Origin of the sequence: Massilia genomosp. 1 (assembly GCF_011682185.1) — a bacterium.
GTDB lineage: Bacteria > Pseudomonadota > Gammaproteobacteria > Burkholderiales > Burkholderiaceae_D > Telluria_A > Telluria_A rubra.
In genome coordinates this window covers 1-26125 of the sequence record NZ_WHJF01000077.1, presented here as the reverse complement: position 1 = coordinate 26125, position 26125 = coordinate 1, and the positions used below count along the sequence as shown (strand labels likewise).

Genomic DNA, 26125 nt, shown 5'->3' with positions numbered 1-26125 from the left:
CTGCGGAGGAAGCAAATACTTCCTCGAAGCAACAGAATACCGTAAACGTTGCTATCCCGCCAGCAAGTATTGTTCTGCTTACTTCTTGGGCTTGGCTTTTTCCTGGTCGCCCGCTATGACGACGCTCAGCGCGGCCGGGTCGATGGCCTTGAGGAAGGCGGCGTTTAGTTGTTCCAGCGACACGGCGGCGAGCTTTTGCTCGAAGCGCTCGCTCCATTCGAACGTTTTGCCGAGGTACAGGAGCGAAGTCCAGCCGCTCGCCAGCACGCTGTCTTCGGCGCGGTTTTGGGCGCGCTGTTGCAGCAGGCCCGATTTGGCCGCCGCCAGTTCGCCGGCGGTAAACCCCTTGGTGACGGCGCGCGCCAGTTCTTCGCGCATCGCCACATCGAGCTTGGCCAGGTTCTGCGGCGCGGCGATGGCGCTCATGGTCAGGCCGCCGGCGCGGTCAAGGTCGCCCGCGCCCAGTTGCGAGCCGCCGCCGTAGGACAAGCCATCTTTCTGGCGGATGCGGTTCATCAGGCGCGATTCCAGGCCGCCGTCGCCAAAAATGTAATTGGCCAGCATCAGCGCCGGATACGCCGGATCGTCGACCTGCAGGTCGAGGTTCAGGCGCGCCATGACGACGCCGTTTTCCTTGTCCGCGAGGTTGACGGTTTTCTTCAGGGGCGCGACCGCGGCGTTGGTGCGCAGCACCGGCGCGTAGCCGGCGCGGCTCTGCCACTTGCCGAACAATTCGTCGATCAGCGGCGCCACCGGCGCGGCGTCGAAGTCGCCCACGATCGCCAGTTCGCCATGCGAGGCGCCGTAGAAATCGCGGTAGTAAGCCTTTACGTCGTCCAGGCGCACCGCCTTGACCTCGGCGATCTGCTCGTCGAGCGTGCGGGTGGCGCGCACGTCACCCTTCGGATAATGGTCGAAGTGTTCGGAGAGCGTGCGCGCGGCCACCGATTGCGGCTCGCTGCGGCCCGACTCCAGGCTGACCAGCCATTGCTGGCGCAGCTGCTCGAATTCGGCTTCCGGGAAGGTCGGCTCCTTGAGCACGTGCGCCATCAGGCGCAGCGCCTCGTCCAGGTGGGTGCGCGTGGTTTCGAACTCCATCAGGCCACCGCTGATCTTGAGTTTGTCGAAGGCGTCCGACAACTGCTCGCGCGTGTATTTGGTGGTGCCGCGCTGAAGCATGGCGCCGGTCATGGCCGGCAGCATGCCTTTGCCGAACAGGCTTTTCTCGTCGCCCCAGTGCAGGTTCAGGTCGACCGAGACGGCTTCGCCGCGGTTCTTCTTGGGCAGCAGCGCCAGCTTCACGCCGCCCACGGTGGCCAGGGTGGTGCGCTTCATGATGTTGGCCTGGCTCGGGTCGAAGTCTTCCGACTTCTGGCTCGCTTGTTTCGGCTTGAAGTCTTTCATCACGCTGGCCAGGGTGGGCGCAGGCGGAATCTCGGCGCGGCGCGGGGCGTCGTCCGGCAAAAAGTGACCGGTGACGCGGTTGTCGCGGCGCAGGTAGCGCCCCGCCGCTTCGGCCACTTCGGCCGGGGTCATGCTGGCGATGCGTTCGCGCCCGACGAAGAACAGGCGCCAGTCGCCCAGCGCGATCACTTCGGACAAGGCCACGCCGACCTGCTGCGGGTCGTTCAGGCTTTTCTCGATGCTGTTGGTGTAGTTGCGCCGCACCCGCTCGATCTCGGCTTCGCTGGGCGGGGTCTTGACGAAATCTTCGACGGCGGCCGTGAGGGCTTCGCGCACCGGCTCGATCGGGTCGCCCTTCTTCACCACGGCCCCGAAATACAGCATGCCGGGCGCGTAGCCGGTTTCGGCGTAGGCGAAGACGTCGCTGGCCTTGCCGGGCTCGACCAGCAGCTTGTGCAGGCGCCCGGTGCTGGCCGCGCCCAGCACTTCGGAGGCGAAACTGAGGGCGTCGCTGTCGTCATGCAGGGCCGCCGGCACCTTGTAGCCGACCGCGATCATCTGCACGTCGCCCTGGCGGCGCACGGTAAAACTGCGCTCGCCGTCCTGGGTCGGCTCCACCGTCCAGAACTGCGGCAAGGCGCGCTTCGGTTTCGGGATGGCGCCGAAGCTTTGCGTAATCCAGCCCAGCGCGCGGGCCGGATCGAATTTGCCGGCCACCAGCAGCACCGCGTTATCGGGCTGGTACCAGGTGCGGTAGAACGCTTGCAGGTTCTCGATTTTGACGTTCTCGATGTCGCTGCGGTTGCCGATGGTCGAACGGCCGTAGCTGTGCCAGTCGTAGCCGAGGCTCTGCATGCGCTTCATCAGCACTTCGGCGGGCGAATTTTCGCCGCTTTCGTACTCGTTGCGCACCACCGTCATTTCGGAGTCGAGGTCTTTTTTGGCGATGTAGGAATGGACCATGCGGTCCGCTTCCATCTGCAGCGCCCATTTCAGGTTGTCGTCGCCGGCCTGGAACACTTCGTAGTAATTGGTGCGGTCGAGCGCCGTGGTGCCGTTGAACTGCATGCCGCGCTGCGAGAACTGCTGCGCGATATTGCGGTTGTTGGGCGCGCCCTTGAACATCAGGTGTTCGAGCAGGTGGGCCATGCCGGTTTCGCCGTAATTCTCGTGGCGCGAGCCGACCAGGTAAGTCACGTTGACGGTGACGGTCGGCTTGGACGAGTCGGGGAACAGCAGTACCTTCAGGCCGTTCGGCAGGCGATACTCGGTGATGCCTTCGACGGAAGGGCCCTGCACCACGCCTTTCGGCAACGGCAGGGCGAGCGCGGCGCCCGTAACGAGGTAAGCGGCGGCGCAGATCCAGCGAATGTGAGTCATGAGGTCTTTTTGATAGAGTGGACACGGTTTGCCGTCCCCGGCGCGAGCCATCATACCAGAGGGCGCCAAGCGCGCAGCCGGGCTACTGGCGCGCGCGTTTTTCGTGGCTTTGCTGGTGCGAGCAGATACGCGACAGTTCGCCCATTTCCTCGGCCAGGAATTCGAGCAGGTCGTCGACGCTGACGATGCCGCTCAGCCCGCCGCCGTTGTTGACCACGGGGACGCGCCGGATGCCGCGAAAACGCATCCGTTCGATCGTTTCGTAGACGTCGTCGTCTTCCGCCGCGGTCAGGAGGTCGGCGCTCATGATGTCGCCCACCAGCAGGCTGGCCGGATCGAGCCCGAGCGCAATGACGGACACCACGATGTCGCGGTCGCTAAGGATGCCGACCGGAATGCGTTCCTCGTTGATTTGATCTATGACAACAAGGTCGCCAACGTGATGCTTGCGCATCAACAAGGCTGCGGCCTGGACCGTTTCGTCGCCCTTGCAGTAACTCGATGGGACAGTGCAGATTTCGCCTATGCGCATGATGGTCTCCTGAGCGGCTCGGCGCTCGTGGCTTGCGCGCGCACAGATGGGCGCGCAAAGACTTAAATTAACGCGCTCTTTCTATTGCCGGTTTGATCTTGCTCAAAACACCGGTGATGCTTTTCAGATTTTAAGCTCCCCCGGTTCGGGCAGGATACAGGCGTCGATGATCTGGAGATCATTGTCCTTGGCGAAATTGAGGACGAAGTGGTAGGCCAGCGGTTCGAGTTTCTGGAGGTCGTTGTTGACCACCACGGCCTTGACGCCGTCGAGCATGGTCGGGCGTACGTAGGGCGAGAACTGGAGGTGGGCATTGCGGCCGCCCGAGCCTTCCGGGCGAAAGCAGGACATGACGCCGCACAGCCGCTCGGCCCAGTCGCTGGGGCGGAACTGCCTGCCATCGCTGGTGAGGCCAAGAATGAAAAACTCGTCGGCGAGTTTTTTCTTGCTTTCGGATAACTCGGCCATAGGGCGGGTCGTGGGAACAAGAAGATGCGTGGAGACGAAGGCGCAAGCGCCGGGCCAGTGAATCAGGTGCTGCTGTGCAACGCGAGTATTATATCTTATAGAAGAGTTGAGCTTGCAGAATGATGCGGCCTGGATGCGGGAGGCGCCCTCCAATGTCGCCGCCCCCCCCCACCACCACCACCACGTCGTTCCCGCGCAGGCGGGAACCCAATGTCGTACTGACGCCACTAGCGGATAAGCAAACTTGGGTTCCCGCCTTGGCGCGGGAAGTCATTTCTGCCAATGGCAGGAATGACGGTTTTCAGTTCTGCGGTCAATTCCGAAAAGTCGGGAGCGGCATTACGTCGCCACTTGCCCAATATTAGCCAAACCAACCGCACCCGACAACAGCAACAGCAGCAGCATCCATAAAAGCAACGCCCGCCACACCAATCCGACCGTGCTTTGCAGCGCACGCGCGTTCGGCTCTTCCCCCGGCATCACTTCCACCTCGCTATAGGTGCTGTCCACGGTCGCCGCATCCGGCGGCAAGACCTTGGAGGCATTTTCGTTCGGCGTGCCCAGGCGCACGCCCATGGCGCCGCCGCCGGCCGACAAGATAATCCCGCGCGCTTCGTCGCTCCAGCGATGGGCGAAATTGCGCCATGCATAAATGGCATCTTCAAAATTGCCCACCACCGCGAACGCGACCGCCGTCAAACGCACCGGCAGCCAGTCGATCCAGTAAAACGCGCGCGCGGCGAACTGGCCGAACGCTTCATTGCGCATGTGATCGGGTTCGTTCCACGCGCGCGCCAGGTATTCCGACACGCGGTACATCACCGCGCCGGCCGGCCCCAGGATCAAGAACCAGAAAAACACCCCGAACACATTGCGGTGCGTGGTCAGCAGCGACTTTTCGACCGCGATGCGGGCCACTTCCGACGCTTCCATGCCGACCGTGTCGATGCGCGCCCACTCCGCCAGCAGCGAGCGCGCGCCGGCCTCGTCGCCGCCGCTCAGCGCTGCCTGGATCGAACTGAAATAATGGCTGTAATGACGGAAACCCAGGGTCAGGTACACAATCAGCACATTCCACGCAAACGCGATGAACACCAGCTGGTAGTTGTACAGCAGCCAGGAAATCAGGGCGGTCGGGCCGACCAGCAGCAGGATCACCAGCACCCAGCCCATGCGTCCGTTGCTGGCGTCGCCCGCGTTGAACCAGCCCTCCATGCGCATCGCAAAACTCTTGATCTCCGCATAAATCAGATTGTCTGCCCGCAGCGGCTTGAGCTGTTCGATCAGCAGCGCGCAGAGAATGGAGAGAAATGTCATCGAAGGTCCTTTTGTACTTTTTGAAATGAAGCAGCAGAGCAATTCATCAATGCCCGCTACGATAGCGCAGAGCACCGATGGAATCAAACATATTGGCGCTGCGAGCCGGCAGGGGATTGCTCCCAGACCCACGCAGTAGCGCTAAATTCGGAGCCGTCATTCCCGCGCAGGCGGGAATCCAAGGCACCTTCGCGTAGCATGGAGGCCTTGGATTCCCGCCTGCGCGGGAATGACGGCTCTACATTTTTTGGCGAGAAGTGAGCATAAAAAGCCTTGCTCCGTTCAGGCACGCAGGAAGTGAAACAGATTGCGCAGCATGCCGGCGGTGGCGCCCCAGATAAAGAAGCGATCATACGGCATGGCGTAGAAGCTGCGCTGTCCGGCCCCTTCGGGCAGTTCCAGCGAGAGGCGCTGGTGGTTCATGCCGTCCATCAGGAATTGCAAGGGCACTTCGAAGATTTCGGCCACTTCGTTGGCGTCGGCGGCCAGCGCGAACGGCGGCGCGATCAGGCCCACCACCGGCGTGACCCGGTAACCGGTGCCGGTAATATAGTCGGGCAAGGTGCCGATCACCTCCACATGGCGGCGTTGCAGGCCGATTTCTTCCTCGCTCTCGCGCAGCGCGGTGGCAACGGCCGAGGCATCATAACTTTCGGCACGTCCGCCCGGAAAGCTGATCTGGCCCGCGTGCGCCGACAGATGCGCGGTGCGCACGGTCAGCAACATGGTCAGCCCGGCGGGACGCTGCACCAGCGGCAGCAGCACCGAGGCCGGCATCAATTCCTTGCGCCCGCCCCAGGATTCGCCCGGCGGCTCAGGTTGCCAGTCCGGCGGACTGGCGAAGCGCTGGCGCAGCCACGCCGGCGCGAGGCGCCCGGGGTCGAGCGCCGCTTCGCCACCGAGGGCTTCAACGGGTAATTTTTCTGGATCGAAAATAATCTTGGGCAAGGGTATTGTCCTTCAAAACGAAAAAAGGCATCCGGATCGGATGCCTTTTTTGCAACGCAGATGCCGATTACTTGGCAGCGGCTGGAGTTGCAGCGCGACGGTTTGGCAGTTTTTCTTTGATACGTGCCGATTTACCCGAACGCTCACGCAGGTAGTACAGCTTGGCGCGGCGAACATCACCACGACGCTTGACTTCGATCGATGCGATCAGCGGGGAATACAGCTGGAACGTACGCTCGACGCCTTCGCCGGACGAGATCTTGCGAACGATGAAGTTCGAGTTCAGGCCACGGTTACGACGGGAGATCACGACGCCTTCGTATGCCTGGGCGCGCTTGCGGGTGCCTTCGACCACGTTGACGTTGACGATCACGGTATCGCCAGGTGCGAAATCAGGAATAGTCTTACCCAGACGGGCAATTTCTTCTTGCTCAAGTTGCTGAATCAAATTCATTTTGAAGACTCCGATAACCATCTTGCTGGCGCTGCATTCGCCCAGTAGAGGATGGGGTTACTGATACAAGCGAGATTGCCTGCACAGTGGTACTGCACTAAGTAAGTGCGCATAAATTCTTGTAATTTATAGCTTCCATAAGCGGCGCCTTGCTGCGTTGCCCACCGCTAGCAGTACACGCACTGCGTCGCGGCGGGCGCCTTGCAAGGCATCCGCTTCTGTTCGCTATAAATCACAATAATTTCTGCACACTTACTTAGCAGATTTACAAACCTGCAAGAAACTTTTCATCGGCCTTGCTCAGCAATCCGGCGCTGCGCGCACGGGCCAGGAGATCGGGCCGCTTACTGGCGGTCGCTTCGAGCATGCGCTCGCGCCGCCACTTGATAATCTCGGCGTGGTTGCCTTTCATCAGCACCGGCGGCACCGCCACGCCTTCATACGTATCGGGACGGGTGTAATGGGGCGAATCGAGCAGGCCGTTGACGAAACTGTCTTCGAGCGCCGAGGCGTCGTCGTTCAGTACGCCCGGCAACTGCCGCACCACCGCATCCATCAGCGCCATCGCCGGCAGTTCGCCGCCCGACAGCACGAAGTCGCCGAGGCTGATTTCCTCGTCGACGCAGCGGTCCAGCAAGCGCTGGTCGACCGCTTCGTAGCGTCCGCACAGCACGATCAAGCCCGCTTCATCCTTCAAATCCATCACCCGGTCATGCGTCAGCGCCCTGCCCTGCGGCGACATGAACACCACGCGCGGCGCCGGCAGCTCGAGCATCACCTGGCGCTGCCTGGCGGCGCCAATGGCCGCTTCCAGCGGCTTGGCCAGCATCACCATGCCCGGTCCGCCGCCATACGGGCGGTCGTCGACGGTACGGTGGTTGTCGGTCGTGAAATCGCGTGGATTCCAGGTCGACAGGCCCCAGCGTTTTTGCTCGAACGCGCGGCGGGTCACCCCCGACTGCGTCAGCGCGGCAAACATCTCGGGAAACAAGGTCACGACATCAAATTGCATGGCGCTCCCGCCTTGTTGCGGTCTTAATAATCCAGACCCCAGTCCACCGTGATGGTCTTGCTTGCCTGGTCAACTGTTTTGACAAACTGGTCCACAAACGGAATCAGGCGCTCGGGCGCCTTTGCATCGTCTGTAGCGCCCGGCACCGGCGTGATGCGCAAAATCGATTGCGCACCGTTATGCATCATGTCGGACACCAGCCCCAAGGCCTCGCCTTGCAGGTTCACTACATTCAGCCCGATCAGATCGGACCAATAAAATTCATCGGCCGGCAGTTGCGGGAACTGGCTGCGCGGGATGGAAACAGCGGCGCCTTTCAGCGCCTCCGCGGCATCCCGCCCGAGCGTACCTGCCAACTGGGCCACGACGTCGCCGCCGTGTATTTTCGCAGTCCGTACGGAGACGGATTGCAGGCTGGGTTTATCCAGCCACCAGGTTTTCACGCTCAGCAACCCATCCGCGTCGGTGGAAAACGGGGTGACCCGAATCGAACCGGTGACGCCAAAAGCGCCGGACACGTACCCGACTTGCGTCAGGTCGTCAGGGACTTGCACCCCGGATGCTGTACCGCTCAAACCCGGACCTGCTTAGGCTGCTGCTACTGGCGCTGCTGGCTGGCTGTTCACCAGACGTGCAACGGTTGGCGACAATTGTGCGCCAACGCCTTGCCAGTAAGCCAGACGGTCTGCGGTGATACGCAGGCCGACTTCGCCACCAGCTGCCATCGGGTTGTAGAAACCGATGCGCTCGATGAAGCGGCCGTCGCGGCGATTGCGCGAGTCCGTTGCAACGATGTTGAAGAACGGGCGCTTCTTGGCGCCTCCACGAGCTAAACGAATAACGACCATAATAATTCCAAAAAGTTGTGCTGGGCGGAAAAAGCCGACAATTATAGCGCGCAATGCCGCGCAGCAGCAAGCGTTAATGACAACAGGGCGCGCACTTCGGGGCGAAGCAAAGATTATCGCCTATTTTGGGGCGAACCGCCAACTGCATCGTGGGGGTATCGCCGGAACCATCGGGCAGCGGGCCGTGCGTTCCTTGCGGAATTGACCGATACTGCCAGCTTTCCCCCATCCGTCTACCGCCTCATGCCCCCATCGCACAAAAACAAAACCTTCGCCAGCTTCCTCGCCCTGATCCTGGGCGCCCTCGGCGCACACCGCTTTTACCTGCGCGGCAGCCTCGACAAGCTGGGCCTGCTGCACGTGGCCAGCCTGCCCATTGCCGGGCTGGTCATTGGCCTCGTGCCCGAGGCCAACTGGTTCTTCAAGATCCTGCCGCTGGTCGTCTCGGCCATCGTCGGCTGCATCGAAGCGCTGGTGATCGGCCTGATGCCCGACGAGAAGTTCGACGCCGCCTTCAACGCCGGCTCAGGCCGCAAGTCGGCATCGAACTGGCCACTGGCAGTGTTGTTGGTTTGCACAATGCTGGTGGCGGCGACGATGGGTATCTCCACCCTCGCCCGCCTGTTCGACCTGCTTTACACCGGCGGATCCTACGGCTGACGCGCATCCGGCGTCATCTTGCCATGCCGCTCGCGCGGCTTGATGTCGGCTTTCAGGCGCGCGGCGCGCTCCTCGCTTGACTCGATACGCAAGGCAGAGCGCTTGGCCATGCCCGATGGATAGAGCGCCAGATTGGCTTCCCAGCTCGCGCCCGGCTTCATCATGACGGGCGCCGGCAGGCGGTCCACGGCGGTCAGGTCGATCCACGGCGCAATGCGCTCCAGCACCAGCTTGACGCGCGGCCTGATGGTCGCCTCGCCGATGCGCCCGCGCTGGCCCCAGCCGATGATCAGTTCGCTGCCGGTGGGCTGGTTGGCATAGGCCACGTCGTAGTACACGTTATGGCGGTAGCTCATCATGAATTCCTCGAACAGCATCGCCAGGTCCTCGCGCGAACTGTCGGACTTGTAAACCGAGTAGGCGTAGTCGTCCGATGCGCGGTCGGCGCCGAAGAAACCGCCGATCTCGGCCGCCGTGTAGGACTTCTGCGCCGCCGTGGCCGTCTCACCCTGGTACAGCACCTGCCCCATGGCCAGCATTTCGGCCGACTGCAGCGGATACTGCACCGCCAGCGCGTCCGACGGCAAGGTGCGGCTGCCGACGCGCTCGGCGATGTTTTCCCAGATCGAGCGCTGCGGATTGACGGCGCGGTTGACCGACGGCAGGAAGTCATTGGCGTGCGCCAGCTCGTGGTACAGCAAGCGGCCCAGGTCGTACAGCAAGTCGTCGGTGGTGCGCGTCACGCGCGCGGTGGACGGATAGCTGCGGCGCGCGTTCTCGTTGTTTTTCACCGAACGGCCCAGCGGAATGAAGTTCAGGTCGTCGTCGAAGGCGGAGCGGTAGTCGGGCACCTCGGTGACCACGTCGCGCTGCTCGGCGCTCAGCCACAGGTTGTTGGCGTCCAGGTAAATCGCCCCGGTGCCGGCGCTGTAGAAACTCGGCCGCACATGCGAGCCGATCACGATGGCGGACGTGCTCGCCAGCAGGCGGCGGAAGTCGCTGTCGGGGTCCTGGGTCATCAGGAACTGCTCGAAATTGGCGCCCAGGAAGTCATGCGACACCAGCACCCGGCCCATGATCTGGGCCACGCTCGGCACCACGCCCACGCCCGCTTCGGTCTGCAGCGGCGGCAGCTCCTGCGCGCGGCACAGGGTGTTGTTGGACGAGGTATCGTAGTACACCTTGACATCGTAAGTACACTTGGCCAGCACACCGGCGTAGGCGCTGGCCTGGCGGTACGGATGCACGCGCGCGGTGGGCGTGCTGAACAGGGTGTCGGCGTTGCCGGGCACCTGCTGGTCGAGGCTGATCAACACGTCGTCGCTGTCCTTCAGGCCGCTGCTGGTGGTCATGGTGGCGCGGAAACGCAGCGCCACGTCGGTGCCGGAGGTGGGCGCCTTGAACATCAGCAACTTGTCCTTGGCGTCCATCGTCACGGTCGGGCCGCTGACCTGGGTCCAGACGATGCTGGCGATGGTGTCGCCGCCGGTCAGGGTCGGCCAGGCGCGCACCGAGGTTTGCACGTTGGGACGCACGGAATGGTCGGCGCGCAGGTTGATGAAGCTGCCGGCCGGGGCGTCGCCCACGGTCACCTCGGTCGAGAGCGACAGGCGCGCGCCGTCGGCCAGGACGACATCGGCGCGCAGGACGATCACGCCCTTCTCGCGCGTTTCGAACGACACGGTCGGGCTGCGCGCCGCTTGCAGCGTGACCGCCGGGCCGCTCACCTGGCTCCAGCTCACATCGGCCAGCGGCCCGCCGCACGAGAGCACGCTGGCGCCGCCGGCCTTGCCGGCAGCGACGGTTTTGTCGGCCACGATATAGGCCTTGCAGCCATCGGGCTTGACATCGCCCGGCGTGGGCGTAGGCGTGGGCGTAGGAGTGGGCGTCGGCACCGGGGTGTCGACCTTGCCGGGAACGCTGCTCGGATTGCCGCCGCCGCCGCCGCAAGCGGCGAACAAAGTGGCGATGGCCAGGGCTGCCGGAAGGCGCACTGCGTATTGACGAATGTTCAAGATATGTCCTGTTGGATAAGGCGAGCGCGGGATGTAAAGACCATCTCGCGATTATAAACAGATGGGCGCGGACGAAGCACATCCTTGCCGCGAATAATTGCTGTTCCCAAGTGATCTACAATGCGGCATGCCGCTCGTTGGCGAGCACGATAAACCGATCAGGAGAAGAAAATGATGAAACTCAATGTGGCGCTGGCGCTGGTACTGGCGCTGGGCAGCGTGACGGGTGCGGCGCAGGCACGCGGCGGCGACCATGACCATCATCGCAATGACGCGCGGGCGGTGTGCCGCGACTGCGGCAAGGTGACGGCGGTGCGCAGCGCGCGCCAGAATGGCCAGGCCAATGCGCTGGGCGTGGTTGGCGGCGGCGCCGTGGGCGGGCTGCTGGGCAATCAGGTCGGCCGCGGTTCGGGACGCACGGTTGCCACCGTGGCCGGAGCGATCGGTGGTGCGTATGCGGGCAAGAAGATCCAGGAACGCGCCAATGCGCGCACGGTGTGGACGGTGGATGTCCAGTACGACAACGGCCAGCGCCGCTCGTTCAGGTTCAACAACCAGCCGGGGATGCAGCGCGGGGATCGCGTGCGCAATGCGGGTAATTCGATTCGGCGGTCGTAGGGAAGCGGCCGCTCTTCCCGCTTAACTTTGAGTCGTCATTCCCGCGCAGGCGGGAACCCGAGTTTGTAGCGCAGCGTAGACGGCTCGAGGAACTTGGATTCCCGCCTGCGCGGGAACGACGGAACAAAGGTAGCGAATACGTAAAACGCTAACGGCTTGCTTAGAACTGCTCTTCCGTCAACGCCAGCACCCCCGCACTACCTTCCACGATCGCGATGCGCAATCCCGGCGCCTGCGTCAGGATGTGATCGGCAAAGAAGCGCGCCGTGGCGATCTTGGCCTTGTAAAAGCCCGCGTCGCCGGCGCCGCCATCGATCTTGGCCTGCGCCACCAGCGCCGCGCGCGCCATCACCCAGCCGCCGAGCACAATCCCGGCCAGCTTCAGATACAGCACGCTGCCCGAAAACACGCCCTTGATGTCGCTCTTCATGTTCGCGGCGACGTACTCCACCACCGCTTCGAGCGCCACGCTGCCGTCGGCCAGCGCACGATGGATCGCCTTGAAGTCCGCGCCCTCTTGCGCCGCCAGCAGCGCCTCGGTCTCGCGCACCTGGCCGATGATCGACTTGGCCACGGCGCCGCCGTCGCGCACCGTCTTGCGGCCCACCAGGTCGTTCGCCTGGATTGCGGTCGTGCCTTCGTAGATCGTCAGGATCTTGGCATCGCGGTAGTGCTGCGCCGCGCCGGTTTCTTCGATGAAGCCCATGCCGCCGTGAACCTGCACGCCGTCGCGCGTGACGTCCTGCGACATTTCGGTCGACCAGCCTTTGATGACCGGCACCAGGTACTCGTACAGCGCCAGGTTGGACGCGCGCACGGCCGCGTCTTGGTGGTGGTGGGCGACGTCGCTGATGCCCGCGCCTACATACGCCAGCGCGCGCGCCGCTTCGACCTGCGAGCGCATCGACATCAGCATGCGGCGCACGTCAGGGTGGTGAATGATCGATACCGGGCCAGCGGATCCGGCCAGGTCGCGCGACTGCACGCGGTCCTTGGCGAAGGCCACGGCCTGCTGGTAGGAACGCTCGGCCAGGCCGATGCCCTGCAAGCCCACGCCGAAGCGCGCCGCGTTCATCATGATGAACATGTATTCGAGGCCGCGGTTTTCTTCGCCGACCAGGGTGCCGATCGCGCCGCCGTTGTCGCCGAACTGCAGCACCGCGGTGGGGCTGGCCTTGATGCCCAGCTTGTGCTCGATCGAGACGCAGTGCGCATCATTGCGCGCGCCCAGCGAGCCGTCGGCGCCCACCAGGAACTTCGGTACGATGAACAGCGAAATACCCTTCACGCCCGCTGGCGCGTCCGGCGTGCGCGCCAGCACCAGGTGGACGATGTTCTCGGTCAGGTCGTGCTCGCCGTAGGTGATGAAGATCTTGGTGCCGAACACCTTGTAGGTGCCGTCGCCCTGCGGCACGGCGCGCGTGCGCACGGCGGCCAGGTCGGACCCGGCCTGCGGCTCGGTCAGGTTCATGGTGCCGGTCCATTTGCCCGACACCAGCGGCTCCAGGTAGGTTGCCTTCTGCTCATCCGAGCCGGCGGTCAGCAGCGCTTCGATCGCGCCGTCCGACAGCAAGGCCACCAGCGCGAACGAGATGCTCGACGCGTTAAGCATCTCGATGCAGGGCGTGGCCACCAGCTTGGGCAAGCCCTGGCCGCCGAAATCGACCGGGTGCTGCACACCCTGCCAGCCGGCTTCGGCAAAGCCCTTGAAGGCCTCCCTGAAGCCCTTGGAGGTCGTCACCTGGCCGTCGTGCCAGAAGCTCGGCTCCTTGTCGCTGGCATGGTTCAGCGGCGCGACCATGTTGGCGCAGAATTTCGCGTTTTCTTCGAGGACTGCTTCGACCGTGTCGGCGGTGGCGTCTTCGCAACCGGGCAGCATGTTGACGGTGGACAGTCCGGCCAGTTCGTTCATCACGAACAGCATGTCTTTCAGCGGGGCTTTGTAAGTCACCTTGATCTCCTAAAATTGCACTTCCAATGGACGTGTAGGGTGGGCACAGGGTTCCCGTGCCCACCCTACAGGTGTTGACTGCGGATGCTTTGCGGCTTTGCCGACGCGGCTTTGCCGACGCGGCGTTAGCCGAGTTGCTTGACCAGGTCAGGCACAACCTCGAACAGATCGCCCACGATGCCATAGTCGGCCACCGAGAAGATCGGCGCTTCCGGATCCTTGTTGATCGCGACGATGGTCTTCGAATCCTTCATGCCGGCCAAATGCTGGATGGCGCCGGAGATGCCGACCGCGATGTACAGCGATGGCGCGACGATCTTGCCGGTCTGGCCAACTTGCCAGTCGTTCGGCACGAAGCCGGCGTCGACCGCTGCGCGCGAAGCGCCCATGGCGGCGCCCAGCTTGTCGGCCAGCGGCTCGAGGATCTTGAAGTTGTCGCCCGAGCCCATGCCGCGGCCACCGGAGACGATGATTTTCGCGGCGGTCAGTTCAGGACGATCCGACTTGGCCAGTTCGCGCCCGACGAAGGTCGACTTGCCCGAATCGGCCACCGCGCCGATGGCTTCGGTGGCAGCCGAGCCGCCTTCGGCCGCGGCCGAATCGAAACCGGTGGTGCGCACGGTGATGACCTTGATCTTATCAAGCGACTGTACGGTGGCGATGGCGTTACCGGCGTAGATAGGACGCTCGAAGGTGTCCGGCGAATCGACCTTGGTGATCTCGGAGATCTGCGCCACGTCCAGCTTGGCGGCCACGCGCGGCAAAATGTTTTTGCCGTAGGCGGTTGCCGGCGCCAGGATGTGCGAGTACGATTGCGCCAGCCCCAGGACCTGCTCGGCCACGTTTTCGGCCAGGCCGTCGGCGTGGTGCGGGGCGTCGGCGACCAATACCTTGGTCACGCCGGCGATCGCGGCCGCCTGCGCCGCTGCGCCGCCGCAGTTGGAGCCGGCAACGAGGATATGCACTTCGCCGCCGCACTCGATGGCGGCGGTAACGGTGTGGTGGGTGCTTCCCTTGAGGGAGGCGTTGTCGTGTTCAGCAATGACTAATGCGACCATGATTTTTCCTGTATTTTTAGGTGAGACGGCCAGGCCGCGATCAGATAACTTTGGCTTCGGTGCGCAGCTTGGCGACCAGGGTCGCCGCATCCGGCACCTTGATGCCGGCCGAACGCTTGGCTGGCTCGACGACTTTCAGGGTCTTCAGGCGCGGGGCGATATCGACGCCCAGCTCTTCCGGCTTGACCACGTCGAGCGGCTTTTTCTTGGCCTTCATGATGTTCGGCAGCGTGACATAACGCGGCTCGTTCAGGCGCAGGTCGGTCGTGACGATCGCCGGCAAGGTCAGCGACAGGGTTTCCAGGCCGCCGTCGACTTCGCGCGTGACGGTCACTTTGCCGTCTTCCAGCACGACTTTCGAGGCGAACGTCGCTTGCGGCCAGCCCAGCAGGGCGGCCAGCATCTGGCCGGTCTGGTTCGAGTCGTCATCGATGGCTTGCTTGCCCAGGATGATCAGCTGCGGTTGCTCCTTGTCGGCCAGCGCCTTGAGCAGCTTGGCCACGGCCAGCGGTTCGAGCTCGGCGCCCGTTTCGACCAGGATGGCGCGGTCGGCGCCAATGGCCATGCCGGTGCGCAGGGTTTCCTGGCACTGGGTCACGCCGCAGGACACGGCCACCACTTCGGTGACCTTGCCGGCTTCTTTCAGGCGCATCGCTTCTTCCAGCGCGATCTCGTCGAAAGGATTCATCGACATTTTGACATTGGCGATATCGACGCCGCTGCCGTCGGATTTCACGCGCACTTTGACGTTGTAGTCGACCACGCGTTTGACGGGAACCAGGACTTTCATAGGGGTGCCTTTGGAAGAATGAATAGGGTGACTTGACTAAAGTGGCCTAGATTATAAGAGAAAAACCGTTTTCCCGCTAAATTTAAGCACGATCGTGCGATTTTTAGCTAGAGGAAAACACCTAATCATCGGGCTTTGTCATGAAATCGGGAAATTGTCTGAGGGAAAATCGCGGGGCGTGACGCTGCGCTGCCCCATCCGGGAGCTTATTTGCGGCGCATCAAAAAGATGAATTCGCGGCCGTTCTGGGTGTGGGAAACAAGTGCATTGCCGGTCTGCTTGGCAAAGGCCTGGAAGTCGCGAACGGAGCCGGTATCGGTGGCGACGATGCGCAGCACTTCGCCGGTTTCCATTTCCGCGAGCGCCTTCTTGGCCTTCAGGATCGGCAGTGGGCAATTGAGTCCCCGTGCGTCGAGTTCCTTCTGGTATTCCATGATCTCGCTGTCGAAAGTTGTATCGCTCATCGCTTGCTCTTAGGGTGGATTAGACTACTCACCCAACAAATATACTCCAAATCCGCAAATTTGACGCACCGCACCAATATTAAAATCGCTTGTTGCATGGTCACAACGACAATAACGGTGCTGCAATCATAATTGTAAGCTGCGTGTAAGAATCGTCTGAAGTGAAGTTGCCAGTCGGTACGCACCGTACTGTGACGCATGGTATATCACCTCGTCCCCGTGCATTCACCGTCGCCCCCGTGCATTCACCGTCGCCCCCGCGCCAAGGCGGCCCTCGGCGGGGGCCGCCTTGGCGCGGGGACGACGTACACATTACGCGCGTTCGGCCACCCAGACTGTCACGCCGGCCAGCGCCGCATCCAGGCCGCTCGGATCGGTGCCGCCGGCACGCGCCATGTCCGGCTTGCCACCGCCCTTGCCGCCCACCTGCTGCGCGACGAAGTTGACCAGCTCGCCGGCCTTGACCTTGGAAATCGCATCGGCCGTCACGCCGGCCACCAGGGCCACTTTGCCGTCGGCCACGCTGGCGAGCACGATGGCGGCCGTCTTCAGCTTGTCCTTCATCTTGTCCACGGCCTCGCCCAGGCGCGCGGCATCGGCGCCGTCGAGCACCGCTGCGACGACCTTGATGCCGTTCACATCGAGCGCCGTGATCACCAGTTCATCGACCTGCTTCGCTGCCAGTTTCGACTTCAGCGCGGCCAGTTCTTTTTCCAGCGACTTGACCTGATCCTGCACCTGACCGATGCGGCTGGCCAGTTCGTCCGGCGTGGTTTTCAGTGCGCCAGCCGCTTCCTGCACGCGGCGGTTAAGCGACTGCACCAGCGCCAGCGCGCCTTCGCCGGTGACCGCTTCGACGCGGCGGATGCCGGCGGCGACGCCGCCTTCACCGATGATCTTGAAAAGACCGATGTCGCCGGTGCGGCCCACGTGGACGCCACCGCACAACTCTTTGGACGAGCCGATGTCGAGCACGCGCACTTCGTCGCCGTATTTTTCGCCGAACAGCGCCATCGCGCCATGCTTGACGGCGTCGTCAAACGTCATGTTATGCGCGGCGGTGGCGTGGTTTTCGAGGATCTCGCGGTTAACAATGACTTCGACCTGCGCAATCTGGTCCGCCGTCAGCGGCGCGTTGTGCGAAAAGTCGAAACGGGTGCGGTCCGGATCGACCACCGAGCCTTTTTGCGCCACATGCTCGCCCAGCACTTCGCGCAGCGCCTTGTGCATCAGGTGCGTGGCCGAGTGATTGCGGATGGTGCGCGCGCGCCTGGCTTGGTCCACGTTGGCACTGACCGTATCGCCCACTTTGAGCACGCCCGACGTCAGCACGCCGTGGTGACCGAAGACGTCGGCCTGCACCTTGAGGGTGTCCTGCACGGCGAACGTGGCGCCATCGGATGCGAGCACGCCCTGGTCGCCCACCTGGCCGCCCGATTCGGCGTAGAACGGCGTGGTGTCGAGCACCACGATGCCGCCCTGGCCGGCCGCCAGTTCCCGCACCGCGCCGCCGTCGGCGTACAGGGCCACCACGCGGCTGGCGTGTACCAGGCTGTCGTAGCCGACGAACTTGTTTTTCTCGCCCGTGTATTCGACGTTTTTCTGCTTGACGCCAGCGACGCCGCCGCCGTTTTCCTTGTCGCGCTTCATGGCTTCATGAAAGCCCGCTTCATCGAAGTCGATGCCGCGCTCGCGGCAGATGTCGGCGGTCAGGTCGAGCGGGAAGCCATAGGTGCCGTACAACAGGAAGGCGGTGGCGCCATCGAGCTTGCCGGGGTTCTTGGCCAGCTGCGCTTCCAGCACTTTCATGCCGTTTTCGAGCGTCCGGCCGAAATTGACTTCTTCGGCTTCGATCATGTCGGCCACGCGCTTCTTGACCGCGGCCAGTTCCGGATAGGCCGCGCCCATCTCGATGTTGAGGTCTTCCACCAGCTTGAAGAAGAACGGTTTGGCCTGGCCCAGCTTGTGGCCATGGCGCAGCGCGCGGCGGATGATGCGGCGCAGGACGTAGGCACGCCCTTCGCTGCCCGGAATGACGCCGTCGACGATCATGAAGGCCGACGCGCGGATGTGGTCCGCGATCACGCGCAGCGATTTGTTTTCGAGATCAAGCGCGCCGGTTTCGCGCGCGGCGGCGCGGATCAATGCCTGGAACAGGTCGATCTCGTAGTTCGAGTGTACGTGCTGCAGCACGGCGGCCAGGCGCTCCATGCCCATGCCGGTATCGACGCACGGTTTCGGCAGCTTGTGCATGACGCCCGCTTCGTCGCGGTTGAACTGCATGAACACCAGGTTCCAGATTTCGATGAAGCGGTCGCCGTCTTCGTCGGGCGAGCCTGGCGGGCCGCCGGGAATGTCGGCGCCGTGGTCGTAGAAGATCTCGGTGCATGGGCCGCACGGGCCGGTATCGGCCATCTGCCAGAAGTTATCCGACGCGTAGCGCGCGCCCTTGTTGTCGCCGATGCGGATGATGCGCTCTTTCGGCACGCCCACTTCGTTGGCCCAGATGTCGTAGGCTTCATCGTCTTCCATGTAGACGGTGACGGTCAGCTTCTCGGACGGCAGGCCGTACACCTTGGTCAGCAGCTCCCAGGCGTAGTTGATGGCGTCGCGCTTGAAGTAGTCGCCGAAGCTGAAGTTACCCAGCATTTCGAAGAAGGTGTGGTGACGCGCGGTGTAGCCGACGTTTTCCAGGTCATTGTGCTTGCCGCCGGCGCGCACGCAGCGCTGCACCGAGGTGGCGCGGGTGTACGGACGGCTGTCGGTGCCGGTAAACACATCCTTGAACTGCACCATGCCGCTGTTGGTCAGCATCAGGGTGGGATCGTTGCCCGGTACGAGTGAACTCGAACGGACAATCGTATGGCCTTTGGATTCGAAGAACTTCAGGAATTTGTCGCGGATTTCGGATGATTTCATGTCGTATGGGCGTAAGAAGGCAGCATGCTATAAAAAAACGATTATAGCGTATGGAACCGGAGTAAACACCGGGCCGGGCGGCGCCGGCCGTGGCTTACGCGAAATCGGGCCCGATCAGGTCGATGCGGTCGGTGCAGAAGGCGTCCACGCCCCAGCCCAGGATCTCGCGCGCGCGCGCCGGATCGTTGACGGTGTAGCAAAACAGGCCGTAACCGGCATCCTTGACCTGCTGCGCCAGCGCTTGGGTCAAATGCTTGTGGTTGGTGTGGATCGCCACCGCCCGCAGCACGCCGGCCTGGTCTTGCCAGCCTTGCTCGAGGCGGTCGAGCAGCAAGGCGCGCGGCAGGTCGGGCGCGGCCTGCATGGCGGCCGCCAGCGCCAGCGGGCTGAAGGACGAGAGCAAGGGTACCCGGCCCGGCTTGTCCTGGGCGATCTCGCGTCCGAACAGGGCGCGCGTGAGGCTGGCCACCACCCTGCCCGTTTGCTCCTCGAAGCCGGGGGCGGGCTTGATTTCGATATTCATCCAGATGCCGTGGTCCTTGCAGAACTGGACGACCTGGGTAAACAGCGGCACTGTTTCGCCACGAAAGCCGGCGCCGAACCAGTTGCCGGCGTCCATGCCGACCAGCTCGGCGGCGTCGTAATCGAACACATTGCCGGAACCGGCGACGGTGCGCCCCAGGTAGGGGTCGTGCATGACGACCGGTACGCCATCGCGCGCCAGCATGACATCGAACTCGACCGCGCGAAAGCCGTGCGCGAAGCCGCAGCGCAGGCCGGCGATGGTGTTTTCGGGCGCCAGCTTGCCGCCGCCGCGATGGGCCAGGAATTGAGGGTAGTTCCACATAGATGCACCTTATCATAAAGCGTTTTTACCGGGCTCATTTGCCGCCGCCCCCCTTGGTCGCGCAAAAACGGCGCCGGTATGCGGCCGGCGACTGCCCGACATGGCGCTTGAACAGCGCGCCGAAGGTGGCCGCATCGGCGTAACCGACCCGTTCGGTCACCTGCGCCACGCTCAGCGAGGTCGACTCCAGCAGCAGCTTGGCCTTGCCGACGCGGGCCTGCTGCACATACGCCAGCGGCGTTTGCCCCGTTTCGTCCTTCATCCGGCGCAGCAAGGTGCGCTCGCTGACGTGAAACGCCGCCGCGATCCGCTTCAGGTGGTACGGCGCGGCCAGGCGCTGATCGAGCCAGGCGTACACGCTGGCGGCGAACGTGCCTTCGGGCCGCGCCAGCATGCGCGTATCGATGAAGGGCGCCTGGCTGGTGCGCCCCTCGTCCAGCAAACCCATGCGCGCCACGGCCCGCCGCACCCTGACGCTCGCGCCCTGCCTGACCAGGTGCAGCGCCAGGTCGAACGCGGCGGTAAACGAGCCGGTCGTGGTCACCCCGCCATCGTCGACCAGCATGGCGGCCGGATCGACCCTGGCCGCAGGAAAGCGCCGCGCAAGGTCGGGCGCAAACAGCCATGAGGTGGTGGCGCGGCGCCCGTCCAGCAAGCCCGCATCGCCAAGCAGGAACGCGCCGACGCACACGGCGGCCACCGGCGTGCCGCGCGCGAACGCCCTGGCGAGATAAGCCACTTCGGGGGCCAGCGCATCGATAGGCGCCATGCAGCCATGACGGTCGGCCAGGTCCATGCCCGGCACCACCAGCAGGTCGGGTGCGGCGACCGGTTTGCGCGTGCCGATCGGAATGCCGCCCGCCGCCCTGACCTGTCCGCCGCCGAGACTGGTAACGATGACCTCGAACAGGGGCGCCGCCGCCGCGTCGAGCGCGGCGCCGACCCGGTTGGCCAGCAACAAGGTATCGCACAGGCCGAATACTTCCATGCCCATGCAGCCGTGGTACGCCAATATCGCGATGCGCGTGGTTTTCATCTGGCGAGTATGCCATGAAAGATGGCGGTATCGCCACTTCCCCGCGCCGGCGCGCAAGCCGACAATGACGACTCACGACAGGAGAAACCCATGCGATTATCGATTTTGTTGTTTGACGGCTTTACCGCGCTGGACGTGGTGGGCGGCTATGAAGTGCTGGCGAACATTCCCGCCATGGAAGTCGAGTTCGTCTCCAACCACAGCGGACTGGTCGCCAGCGACACCGGCCGCCTCGGCATGGCCGCCTACCGCAGCTTCGGGCAGCTGGACGCGACCGATATCCTGTACCTGCCGGGCGGCCCCGGCGTGGCCGCCGCGCTCGGCAACGCCGCGCTGATGGCCTGCGTACGGCGCCTGCACGCGACCAGCGCCTGGACCGTCAGCATCTGCAACGGCGCCGAAATCCTGGGCGCTGCCGGGCTACTCAAGGGCAAGAAGGTGAGCACCAACTGGTTCGCGCGCGAGCATGTGGCCGCGTATGGCGCGCTGGTCGGCACCGAACGCTACCAGCGCGATGGCAAGCTCATTACCGGCGCTGGCGTTTCAGCCAGCATCGATGCCGCCCTCTTCCTCGCAGCCTTGATTGGCGGAGAACAACTGGCCCGAACGATTCAGCTCGGCATCGAATACTATCCCGCCCCACCCTTTGGCAATGGCACGCCGGATGAGCAGCCGCAGATGGCCAAAGACCTGGTCCGCCACGTGGAGCAGCACGGCGCCGCGCGGCTGGCGGCCCGGGTGATCCCGTTCTGAGCTGCGCCAGCGTGCCGCTTACAGCATGCGGACGAACGACAGCGGCGACACGAGGTAGGCAAAAGCGGCCATATTGCACAGCACCGTCCCCCAGAACGCCATTTGAAACGGCCGCTTGGACGACTTGTGCCGCAGCCACTGCTGGGCCATTACCGCGCCCGGCCAGCCGCACAGCAGTCCGAGCAGCAGAAGGGTGCGTTCCGGGGTGCGGCGCCGTGCGGCGCGCGCCGCCGCCTTGTCGCGCGCGTAGACGACAAAGCAAACGACGCTGGCGGGCAGGTACAGCGCGCCCGCCCACAGTGGAACATGCCAGGCGAGCACAGCGCCCGCGAACACGGCGCCAAACAACAGGATCGACAAATAGGGCATCGGCGGGAGCGTGGGAACGTGGGAACGTGAAAAGGCGCCAGCTTAGAGGGCGCCGGCTTGCCACGCAACCGTTTCCCGTAAATAGAGTAAACTTGCCCGATAAGCAAATTTCAGCCTCCAACGGTGCGCTGGCGTACAGATGCCGCGGGCGCGCCGGCCTAAGCTCCCGCATCGGCTTCGCGCTGGCTGGCAGCGCTGGTCTTCTCAATTTCAGTGGAGGTTATATGGCTTTCGATCTTGGCAATCTGTTACAGCAATACCTGGGCGGCGCCGCCGGCAACAATGGCGGGCGTGCCGTGGACGACTTCGACCAGGTCGCGCAGAACGCGCCGCGTAGCACGGTGGCCCAGGGCGTGTCGGAGGCATTGCGTTCCGACCAGACGCCGCCGTTCCCGCAAATGATCGGCCAACTGTTCGGCCACAGCGACGCCAACCAGCGCGCCGGCATGCTCAACCAGCTGATCAGCAACGTCGGCCCTGGCCTGCTCAGCTCGATCGCGGGCGGCGCCCTCGGCAACCTGTTCCGTGGCGGCGAGACGCCGGCCGCGATTACGCCGGAACAAGCGGCCCAGCTGACGCCCGAGCAAGTCCAGCAGATCGCGGAAGACGCCGAACGCAACAATCCAAGCATCGTCGACCGCATGGGCGACTTTTACGCCGAGCATCCGACCCTGGTCAAGACCATCGGCGGCGCGGCGCTGGCGATCGTGCTCGGCCGCATGGCCGAAGGCATGAAGCACTAATCCGTTTCAATTCATTCACCAACAAAAAAAGAGGTATTCCATGGGCATTCTCAGCAATATTTTCCACAAAATCTTCCCTTCGTCGCACCCGGCCGTCCAGCCTGGCGCCACCCCGGCGGCGCCAGCCGCAGGCGCGGCCCCGGCAGCACCCGCGACGGCGCCAGCTGCCGCCCCGGCAGCGGCCTTGGACCAGGTCGATGTGGAAGCCATTCTCAACGGCATGCCACAAAGCCAGAGCCTGAACTGGCGCACCTCCATCGTCGACCTGCTGAAACTGTTGAACCTGGACAGCAGCCTGCAGTCGCGCAAGGAACTGGCGGCCGAGCTCCACTTCACGGGCGACACCAGCGATTCGGCCTCGATGAATATCTGGCTGCACCGCCAGGTCATGAACAAGCTGGCGGCCAATGGCGGCAAGGTGCCGGCCGACCTGAAGGACTGATGACGAGCAGCGTGCCGGGCGGGACTGCGGTCCCGCCCATCCCAGGACGAAAAAAAAACGCCGCCGGGCGATCGACCCGGCGGCGTTTTTTATTGGCGCTGACGATTTACACGAACAGCTTGTCGTAGGCGGCCAGCAAGGTCTGGTGCATGGCGCTGCCCTGCATGTCGGCGCCGAGCGTGTCCAGCCCGAAGAAGCGCTCGCTACGGTCGAGCAAGGCCGCGGCCTGGCGCACGGTGTCTTCGCCGTACAGCAAGACCATCGAGCGGCGGTAGTTATCCACATCTTCCACATTGAGCATGCTCTCGATGCAGCGGTATACGAGGCGGCGCGCCGGGGCCAGGTCCTTGAAGTGGTGGATCCAGTCGCAGCCTTCGAGGATGCCGTCCTGATCGCCCACCGCCAGCGCCAGCAGCGTTTTCAGCTCGCCGATGCGCAACTGCTTCCACGGCGTGCCGAGCGGAATGGCCAGGCCCAGGATTTCCCACAGCGGACGCTCGTCGTTCACGTTCATGGTCTGCAAGTCTTCCAGCAAGGCTGCGCATTCTTCCTGGCTCAGGGTATCGAGGCGCACCAGCTTTGGACGGATCAGGTTGCCGATACTATTGTTTTCCCATTCCAGGTCTTCCACCGGATAAATTTCGGAGAAGCCCGGCACCAGGATGCGGCAGCTGTACGCGCCCTGCTCGCTGAAATCGGCCACGTAGATATCCTTGCCTTCGCCATGGATGCAATCGACCAGCCAGTTGTAATCTTCTTCGGTGGTGGTGCTGAAGTTCCAGTCGACAAACGGGTAATCGGGCGTGTCGCCCATGAAATTCCAGCTGATCACACCGCTCGAATCGACAAAATGGATTTCCAGGTTGGCCACCGCGTTGATCTCGCTCATGTCGAAGCCCGGTTCCGGGAAGCCTTCCAGCGAATCGAGCGCGCGGCCCTGCAGCAATTCGGTCATGGCGCGTTCCAGCGCGATCTCGAAGCGCGGGTGCGCGCCGTAGCTGGAGAACACGCCCTGGTCTTTCGGATGCACCAGGGTCACATTCATCACTGGATACTTGCCGCCGAGCGAAGCATCCTTGACCAGGATGCCGAAACCGGCGCGGCGCAAGCCATCGATGCCGGCCTTGATGTTTGGAAAGCGCGCCAGCACCTCGTCCGGCACTTCCGGCAGGCACAAGCCTTCGCTGATGATGCGGTACTTGATCTGGCGCTCGAAAATTTCGGACAGCGCCTGGCTGCGCGCTTCCATCATCGTATTGCCGGCGGCCATGCCGTTGCTGACATACAGGTTGCCGATGATATTGACCGGGATAAAAGTTTCGCTATCGTCACGCAGGCGCTTGTACGGCAGCGCGCAGATACCGCGTTCGACGTTACCCGAGTTCAAGTCGACCAGCACCTCGGCATCGATTTCGCTGTCGGGATTATAAAAGGCGTGCAGTTCCGGATTGAGCATCCCGGCCGGCCAGGCGCCGTCCGGCCCCGGCTTGAACCAGCGTTCCTGCGGATAATGCACGAAAGGACGATTGGCACGTGTTTCGCCGAGGTGAAAGTGGGTCCAGAAATAGTGGGTGCCGAGGCGTTCGAAGAATTCGCCGTAGGCACTGGCGCGCGCGGCCAGCTCGGTCGCGCCCTTACCGTTCGAAAACAGCATCGGACAATCGTTATCCTTCATATGGGTCGACCAGATGCCGTCGACCTCATGCAGCAACGACGACTCGTTCAGATGAAAACCGCGCGCGGCCAGCTTGGCCTGCATGGTGTCGATGGTCGATTCGAGGGCGGCGTCTTTGCCTGGAATGAAGGTTTTCATGCGAATTCTCTGTTAGGTGGGGGCACTGCGAAAAAGGCGGAGGAAGTCGGTACGCATCATACAGCAACAAAAACGACAAGCGAACGACAACCGGGGTCAGAGCTTTAATTAGAAATGTTTCTAATTAAAGCTCTGACCCCGGTTTGGCGCTGTTGGGCGCCGGAAACGCGTGGAGGCGTCAGTTAGGCTTTTTTGTTGCGGCGGGTGGTGAATCCGACTACTGCCAGGCCCAACAGGAACAGGGCGTAGGTTTCCGGCTCAGGTACCGGGGTCACGTCGACCGACACGGCATCGAGGTAGGAACCGTAGGTCGGCGACGAGCTCGGGCCAACCGATTCGAAACGCAGCTTGGTCAGCGCGCTGGTGGCGGCCAGGTCGGTGATGCTGAAGAAGCTCCACTGGCCATTGGTGCCGCCCATCAGCAGCGAATCGTTCAACTTGGTGTCGCCCCAGTACACATTCATCGCGCTGTTGGCGCCGCCAGCGGTGTCCGGACGACCCGAGAAGGCGAACGAGACCGAGTACAGGCCGGCTGCCGAGGTGTCGATCATTTGCCACACCGAGCTCAGGCCGGTGCTGTTCAGTTCCAGGTACTGGCGGCCATTGGCTGCGTACGGGTTGAAACCGGCGATGCCGCCCTGCTTGGCGCCTTTTTGGATTTCGAAAACGCCGTTGCTCGAGGTCCAGCCGTTGACCGCGCTGAATTGCTGCCACGAACCGGACGACTTGTTGATTTCGAAGCTGCCGTTGTTGACGAGTTCAGCGCGGGCTGCGCCGCTGACGAGCATGGCGGCGGCGAACAAGCCGCTCAGAAGTGCTGTGAATTTCATGAATATCCTGATCTGTTGAATTAAGAGAAACTATTGTTACGTAATTGATAGCGAAGCATATCATTGATCCATATCATCTTTGTACACCGCTAACAAAAATTTCCTGTTTACCAGCAAATCTACCTTCTTTGTTGCCATCGCCGCGCGCTCGCGCAGCAACAAACTGAACTTTTCGGCGGCCCCGGATATCTAATTTGTCAGATTGCTTAAATGTTATGAGTGAGCCTATGCAAACATCTGACAGCGATGCAGCATGCCAGCCGCTCGCCCTCTGGGGCGGGCTCGAATGCACGCTCAACCGCGTGCGCGAAAACTACTTCAGCCAGATAGCCTGAATTTTGCACAAAAAAGGGCAAGAATGCCGTAAGTGATTGATAGAATGGGAGTTATCTAAAAACCTACCCTATCAGCACGAACACACCTTGCCCGACATGAATTCTACCCCAGAGCAGCT

25 protein-coding genes are annotated in these 26125 nt (G+C 63.0%); 5 read left to right on the top strand and 20 right to left on the bottom strand.

What is annotated here, in order from left to right; translation table 11 throughout:
* Positions 1-78 precede the first annotated feature (78 nt).
* The 9 genes from F1735_RS23795 to rpsP form a co-directional block, all read right to left on the bottom strand.
* A complete protein-coding gene (locus F1735_RS23795) occupies positions 79-2784 on the bottom strand; it encodes a M16 family metallopeptidase (RefSeq protein ID WP_167239230.1) in 2706 nt (901 codons plus the stop codon).
* Between the two features lie 82 nt (positions 2785-2866).
* The gene (locus tag F1735_RS23790; protein ID WP_167239229.1) at positions 2867-3316 is read right to left on the bottom strand and encodes a CBS domain-containing protein; all 450 of its coding nucleotides are present in this window, start codon (positions 3314-3316) and stop codon (positions 2867-2869) included.
* A gap of 123 nt (positions 3317-3439) precedes the next feature.
* Positions 3440-3784 (bottom strand): DUF3579 domain-containing protein, encoded by a 345-nt coding sequence (locus F1735_RS23785; RefSeq protein ID WP_166896147.1) that lies wholly within the window; start codon positions 3782-3784, stop codon positions 3440-3442.
* A gap of 339 nt (positions 3785-4123) precedes the next feature.
* Positions 4124-5101, bottom strand: coding sequence for a CobD/CbiB family protein (locus tag F1735_RS23780; RefSeq protein ID WP_166896145.1), 978 nt, complete (start codon positions 5099-5101; stop codon positions 4124-4126).
* Positions 5102-5383: 282 nt separating this feature from the next.
* On the bottom strand, positions 5384-6049 hold the full coding sequence (locus F1735_RS23775) for a CoA pyrophosphatase (protein ID WP_167239228.1): 666 nt from the start codon (positions 6047-6049) through the stop codon (positions 5384-5386).
* Positions 6050-6116: 67 nt separating this feature from the next.
* The gene (gene rplS / locus F1735_RS23770; protein WP_054266855.1) at positions 6117-6503 is read right to left on the bottom strand and encodes a 50S ribosomal protein L19; all 387 of its coding nucleotides are present in this window, start codon (positions 6501-6503) and stop codon (positions 6117-6119) included.
* Positions 6504-6768: 265 nt separating this feature from the next.
* Positions 6769-7515 (bottom strand): tRNA (guanosine(37)-N1)-methyltransferase TrmD, encoded by a 747-nt coding sequence (trmD, locus tag F1735_RS23765; protein ID WP_167239227.1) that lies wholly within the window; start codon positions 7513-7515, stop codon positions 6769-6771.
* A gap of 23 nt (positions 7516-7538) precedes the next feature.
* Positions 7539-8069, bottom strand: a complete 531-nt coding sequence (rimM, locus tag F1735_RS23760) for a ribosome maturation factor RimM (protein WP_167239239.1) — start codon at positions 8067-8069, stop codon at positions 7539-7541.
* A 33-nt stretch (positions 8070-8102) separates the two neighbouring features.
* Complete coding sequence (rpsP, locus tag F1735_RS23755) at positions 8103-8363, bottom strand: 30S ribosomal protein S16 (RefSeq protein ID WP_166896139.1); 261 nt, start codon at positions 8361-8363, stop codon at positions 8103-8105.
* Between the two features lie 243 nt (positions 8364-8606).
* Here rpsP and F1735_RS23750 point away from each other — a divergent pair, with 243 nt between their 5' ends.
* Positions 8607-9023 carry an NINE protein gene (locus tag F1735_RS23750; protein WP_167239226.1) on the top strand — a complete coding sequence of 139 codons (417 nt, stop codon included), beginning with the start codon at positions 8607-8609 and terminating at the stop codon, positions 9021-9023.
* On the opposite strand, the gene F1735_RS23745 is transcribed toward F1735_RS23750, so the two are convergent.
* Entirely contained in the window at positions 9014-11038 is a 2025-nt protein-coding gene (locus tag F1735_RS23745) for a hypothetical protein (RefSeq protein ID WP_167239225.1), read from the bottom strand. The genes F1735_RS23750 and F1735_RS23745 overlap by 10 nt on opposite strands.
* A gap of 171 nt (positions 11039-11209) precedes the next feature.
* Between F1735_RS23745 and F1735_RS23740 the strand changes: the two genes are divergently transcribed.
* Complete coding sequence (locus tag F1735_RS23740; protein WP_167239224.1) at positions 11210-11656, top strand: glycine zipper 2TM domain-containing protein; 447 nt, start codon at positions 11210-11212, stop codon at positions 11654-11656.
* A 160-nt stretch (positions 11657-11816) separates the two neighbouring features.
* Here F1735_RS23740 and F1735_RS23735 read toward each other — a convergent pair whose 3' ends face one another.
* From F1735_RS23735 to F1735_RS23705, 7 genes are all read right to left on the bottom strand, one after another.
* Positions 11817-13607 (bottom strand): acyl-CoA dehydrogenase, encoded by a 1791-nt coding sequence (locus F1735_RS23735; RefSeq protein ID WP_167239223.1) that lies wholly within the window; start codon positions 13605-13607, stop codon positions 11817-11819.
* Positions 13608-13732: 125 nt separating this feature from the next.
* Entirely contained in the window at positions 13733-14665 is a 933-nt protein-coding gene (locus F1735_RS23730) for an electron transfer flavoprotein subunit alpha/FixB family protein (protein WP_167239222.1), read from the bottom strand.
* A gap of 40 nt (positions 14666-14705) precedes the next feature.
* Positions 14706-15455 carry an electron transfer flavoprotein subunit beta/FixA family protein gene (locus tag F1735_RS23725; protein ID WP_167239221.1) on the bottom strand — a complete coding sequence of 250 codons (750 nt, stop codon included), beginning with the start codon at positions 15453-15455 and terminating at the stop codon, positions 14706-14708.
* Positions 15456-15661: 206 nt separating this feature from the next.
* Positions 15662-15889, bottom strand: a complete 228-nt coding sequence (locus tag F1735_RS23720; RefSeq protein WP_054268154.1) for a sulfurtransferase TusA family protein — start codon at positions 15887-15889, stop codon at positions 15662-15664.
* A 342-nt stretch (positions 15890-16231) separates the two neighbouring features.
* A complete protein-coding gene (alaS, locus tag F1735_RS23715; RefSeq protein ID WP_167239220.1) occupies positions 16232-18838 on the bottom strand; it encodes an alanine--tRNA ligase in 2607 nt (868 codons plus the stop codon).
* 94 nt (positions 18839-18932) lie between these two features.
* Complete coding sequence (ugpQ, locus tag F1735_RS23710) at positions 18933-19685, bottom strand: glycerophosphodiester phosphodiesterase (protein WP_167239219.1); 753 nt, start codon at positions 19683-19685, stop codon at positions 18933-18935.
* A gap of 34 nt (positions 19686-19719) precedes the next feature.
* Positions 19720-20721, bottom strand: a complete 1002-nt coding sequence (locus F1735_RS23705) for a GlxA family transcriptional regulator (RefSeq protein ID WP_167239218.1) — start codon at positions 20719-20721, stop codon at positions 19720-19722.
* Positions 20722-20811: 90 nt separating this feature from the next.
* Here F1735_RS23705 and F1735_RS23700 point away from each other — a divergent pair, with 90 nt between their 5' ends.
* Positions 20812-21474, top strand: coding sequence for a DJ-1/PfpI family protein (locus F1735_RS23700; protein WP_167239217.1), 663 nt, complete (start codon positions 20812-20814; stop codon positions 21472-21474).
* Between the two features lie 18 nt (positions 21475-21492).
* Here the strand turns inward: F1735_RS23700 and F1735_RS23695 are convergent, their stop codons facing one another.
* Positions 21493-21843: a DUF1294 domain-containing protein gene (locus F1735_RS23695; RefSeq protein WP_167239216.1), complete on the bottom strand. Its 351-nt coding sequence runs from the start codon at positions 21841-21843 to the stop codon at positions 21493-21495.
* A gap of 224 nt (positions 21844-22067) precedes the next feature.
* Here F1735_RS23695 and F1735_RS23690 point away from each other — a divergent pair, with 224 nt between their 5' ends.
* Positions 22068-22586: a hypothetical protein gene (locus tag F1735_RS23690; protein ID WP_167239215.1), complete on the top strand. Its 519-nt coding sequence runs from the start codon at positions 22068-22070 to the stop codon at positions 22584-22586.
* Between the two features lie 40 nt (positions 22587-22626).
* Positions 22627-23028 (top strand): DUF3597 domain-containing protein, encoded by a 402-nt coding sequence (locus F1735_RS23685; RefSeq protein WP_167239214.1) that lies wholly within the window; start codon positions 22627-22629, stop codon positions 23026-23028.
* 106 nt (positions 23029-23134) lie between these two features.
* On the opposite strand, the gene ycaO is transcribed toward F1735_RS23685, so the two are convergent.
* Positions 23135-24841: a 30S ribosomal protein S12 methylthiotransferase accessory factor YcaO gene (gene ycaO, locus F1735_RS23680; protein WP_167239213.1), complete on the bottom strand. Its 1707-nt coding sequence runs from the start codon at positions 24839-24841 to the stop codon at positions 23135-23137.
* A gap of 182 nt (positions 24842-25023) precedes the next feature.
* Entirely contained in the window at positions 25024-25671 is a 648-nt protein-coding gene (locus F1735_RS23675; RefSeq protein ID WP_167239238.1) for a DUF642 domain-containing protein, read from the bottom strand.
* Positions 25672-26125 lie beyond the last annotated feature (454 nt).

Coding starts and splice junctions, on each gene's coding strand:
- F1735_RS23790 (WP_167239229.1), bottom strand. CDS start 3,316: ATGCGCATAGGCGAAATCTGCACTGTCCCATCGAGTTACTGCAAGGGC.
- F1735_RS23725 (WP_167239221.1), bottom strand. CDS start 15,455: ATGAAAGTCCTGGTTCCCGTCAAACGCGTGGTCGACTACAACGTCAAA.
- ugpQ (WP_167239219.1), bottom strand. CDS start 19,685: ATGTGGAACTACCCTCAATTCCTGGCCCATCGCGGCGGCGGCAAGCTG.
- ycaO (WP_167239213.1), bottom strand. CDS start 24,841: ATGAAAACCTTCATTCCAGGCAAAGACGCCGCCCTCGAATCGACCATC.
- F1735_RS23690 (WP_167239215.1), top strand. CDS start 22,068: ATGGCTTTCGATCTTGGCAATCTGTTACAGCAATACCTGGGCGGCGCC.
- F1735_RS23685 (WP_167239214.1), top strand. CDS start 22,627: ATGGGCATTCTCAGCAATATTTTCCACAAAATCTTCCCTTCGTCGCAC.
- alaS (WP_167239220.1), bottom strand. CDS start 18,838: ATGAAATCATCCGAAATCCGCGACAAATTCCTGAAGTTCTTCGAATCC.
- rpsP (WP_166896139.1), bottom strand. CDS start 8,363: ATGGTCGTTATTCGTTTAGCTCGTGGAGGCGCCAAGAAGCGCCCGTTC.
- F1735_RS23780 (WP_166896145.1), bottom strand. CDS start 5,101: ATGACATTTCTCTCCATTCTCTGCGCGCTGCTGATCGAACAGCTCAAG.
- F1735_RS23695 (WP_167239216.1), bottom strand. CDS start 21,843: ATGCCCTATTTGTCGATCCTGTTGTTTGGCGCCGTGTTCGCGGGCGCT.
- F1735_RS23720 (WP_054268154.1), bottom strand. CDS start 15,889: ATGGAATACCAGAAGGAACTCGACGCACGGGGACTCAATTGCCCACTG.
- F1735_RS23730 (WP_167239222.1), bottom strand. CDS start 14,665: ATGGTCGCATTAGTCATTGCTGAACACGACAACGCCTCCCTCAAGGGA.
- F1735_RS23675 (WP_167239238.1), bottom strand. CDS start 25,671: ATGAAATTCACAGCACTTCTGAGCGGCTTGTTCGCCGCCGCCATGCTC.
- F1735_RS23705 (WP_167239218.1), bottom strand. CDS start 20,721: ATGAAAACCACGCGCATCGCGATATTGGCGTACCACGGCTGCATGGGC.
- F1735_RS23700 (WP_167239217.1), top strand. CDS start 20,812: ATGCGATTATCGATTTTGTTGTTTGACGGCTTTACCGCGCTGGACGTG.
- F1735_RS23750 (WP_167239226.1), top strand. CDS start 8,607: ATGCCCCCATCGCACAAAAACAAAACCTTCGCCAGCTTCCTCGCCCTG.
- F1735_RS23795 (WP_167239230.1), bottom strand. CDS start 2,784: ATGACTCACATTCGCTGGATCTGCGCCGCCGCTTACCTCGTTACGGGC.
- F1735_RS23740 (WP_167239224.1), top strand. CDS start 11,210: ATGATGAAACTCAATGTGGCGCTGGCGCTGGTACTGGCGCTGGGCAGC.
- rplS (WP_054266855.1), bottom strand. CDS start 6,503: ATGAATTTGATTCAGCAACTTGAGCAAGAAGAAATTGCCCGTCTGGGT.
- trmD (WP_167239227.1), bottom strand. CDS start 7,515: ATGCAATTTGATGTCGTGACCTTGTTTCCCGAGATGTTTGCCGCGCTG.
- F1735_RS23785 (WP_166896147.1), bottom strand. CDS start 3,784: ATGGCCGAGTTATCCGAAAGCAAGAAAAAACTCGCCGACGAGTTTTTC.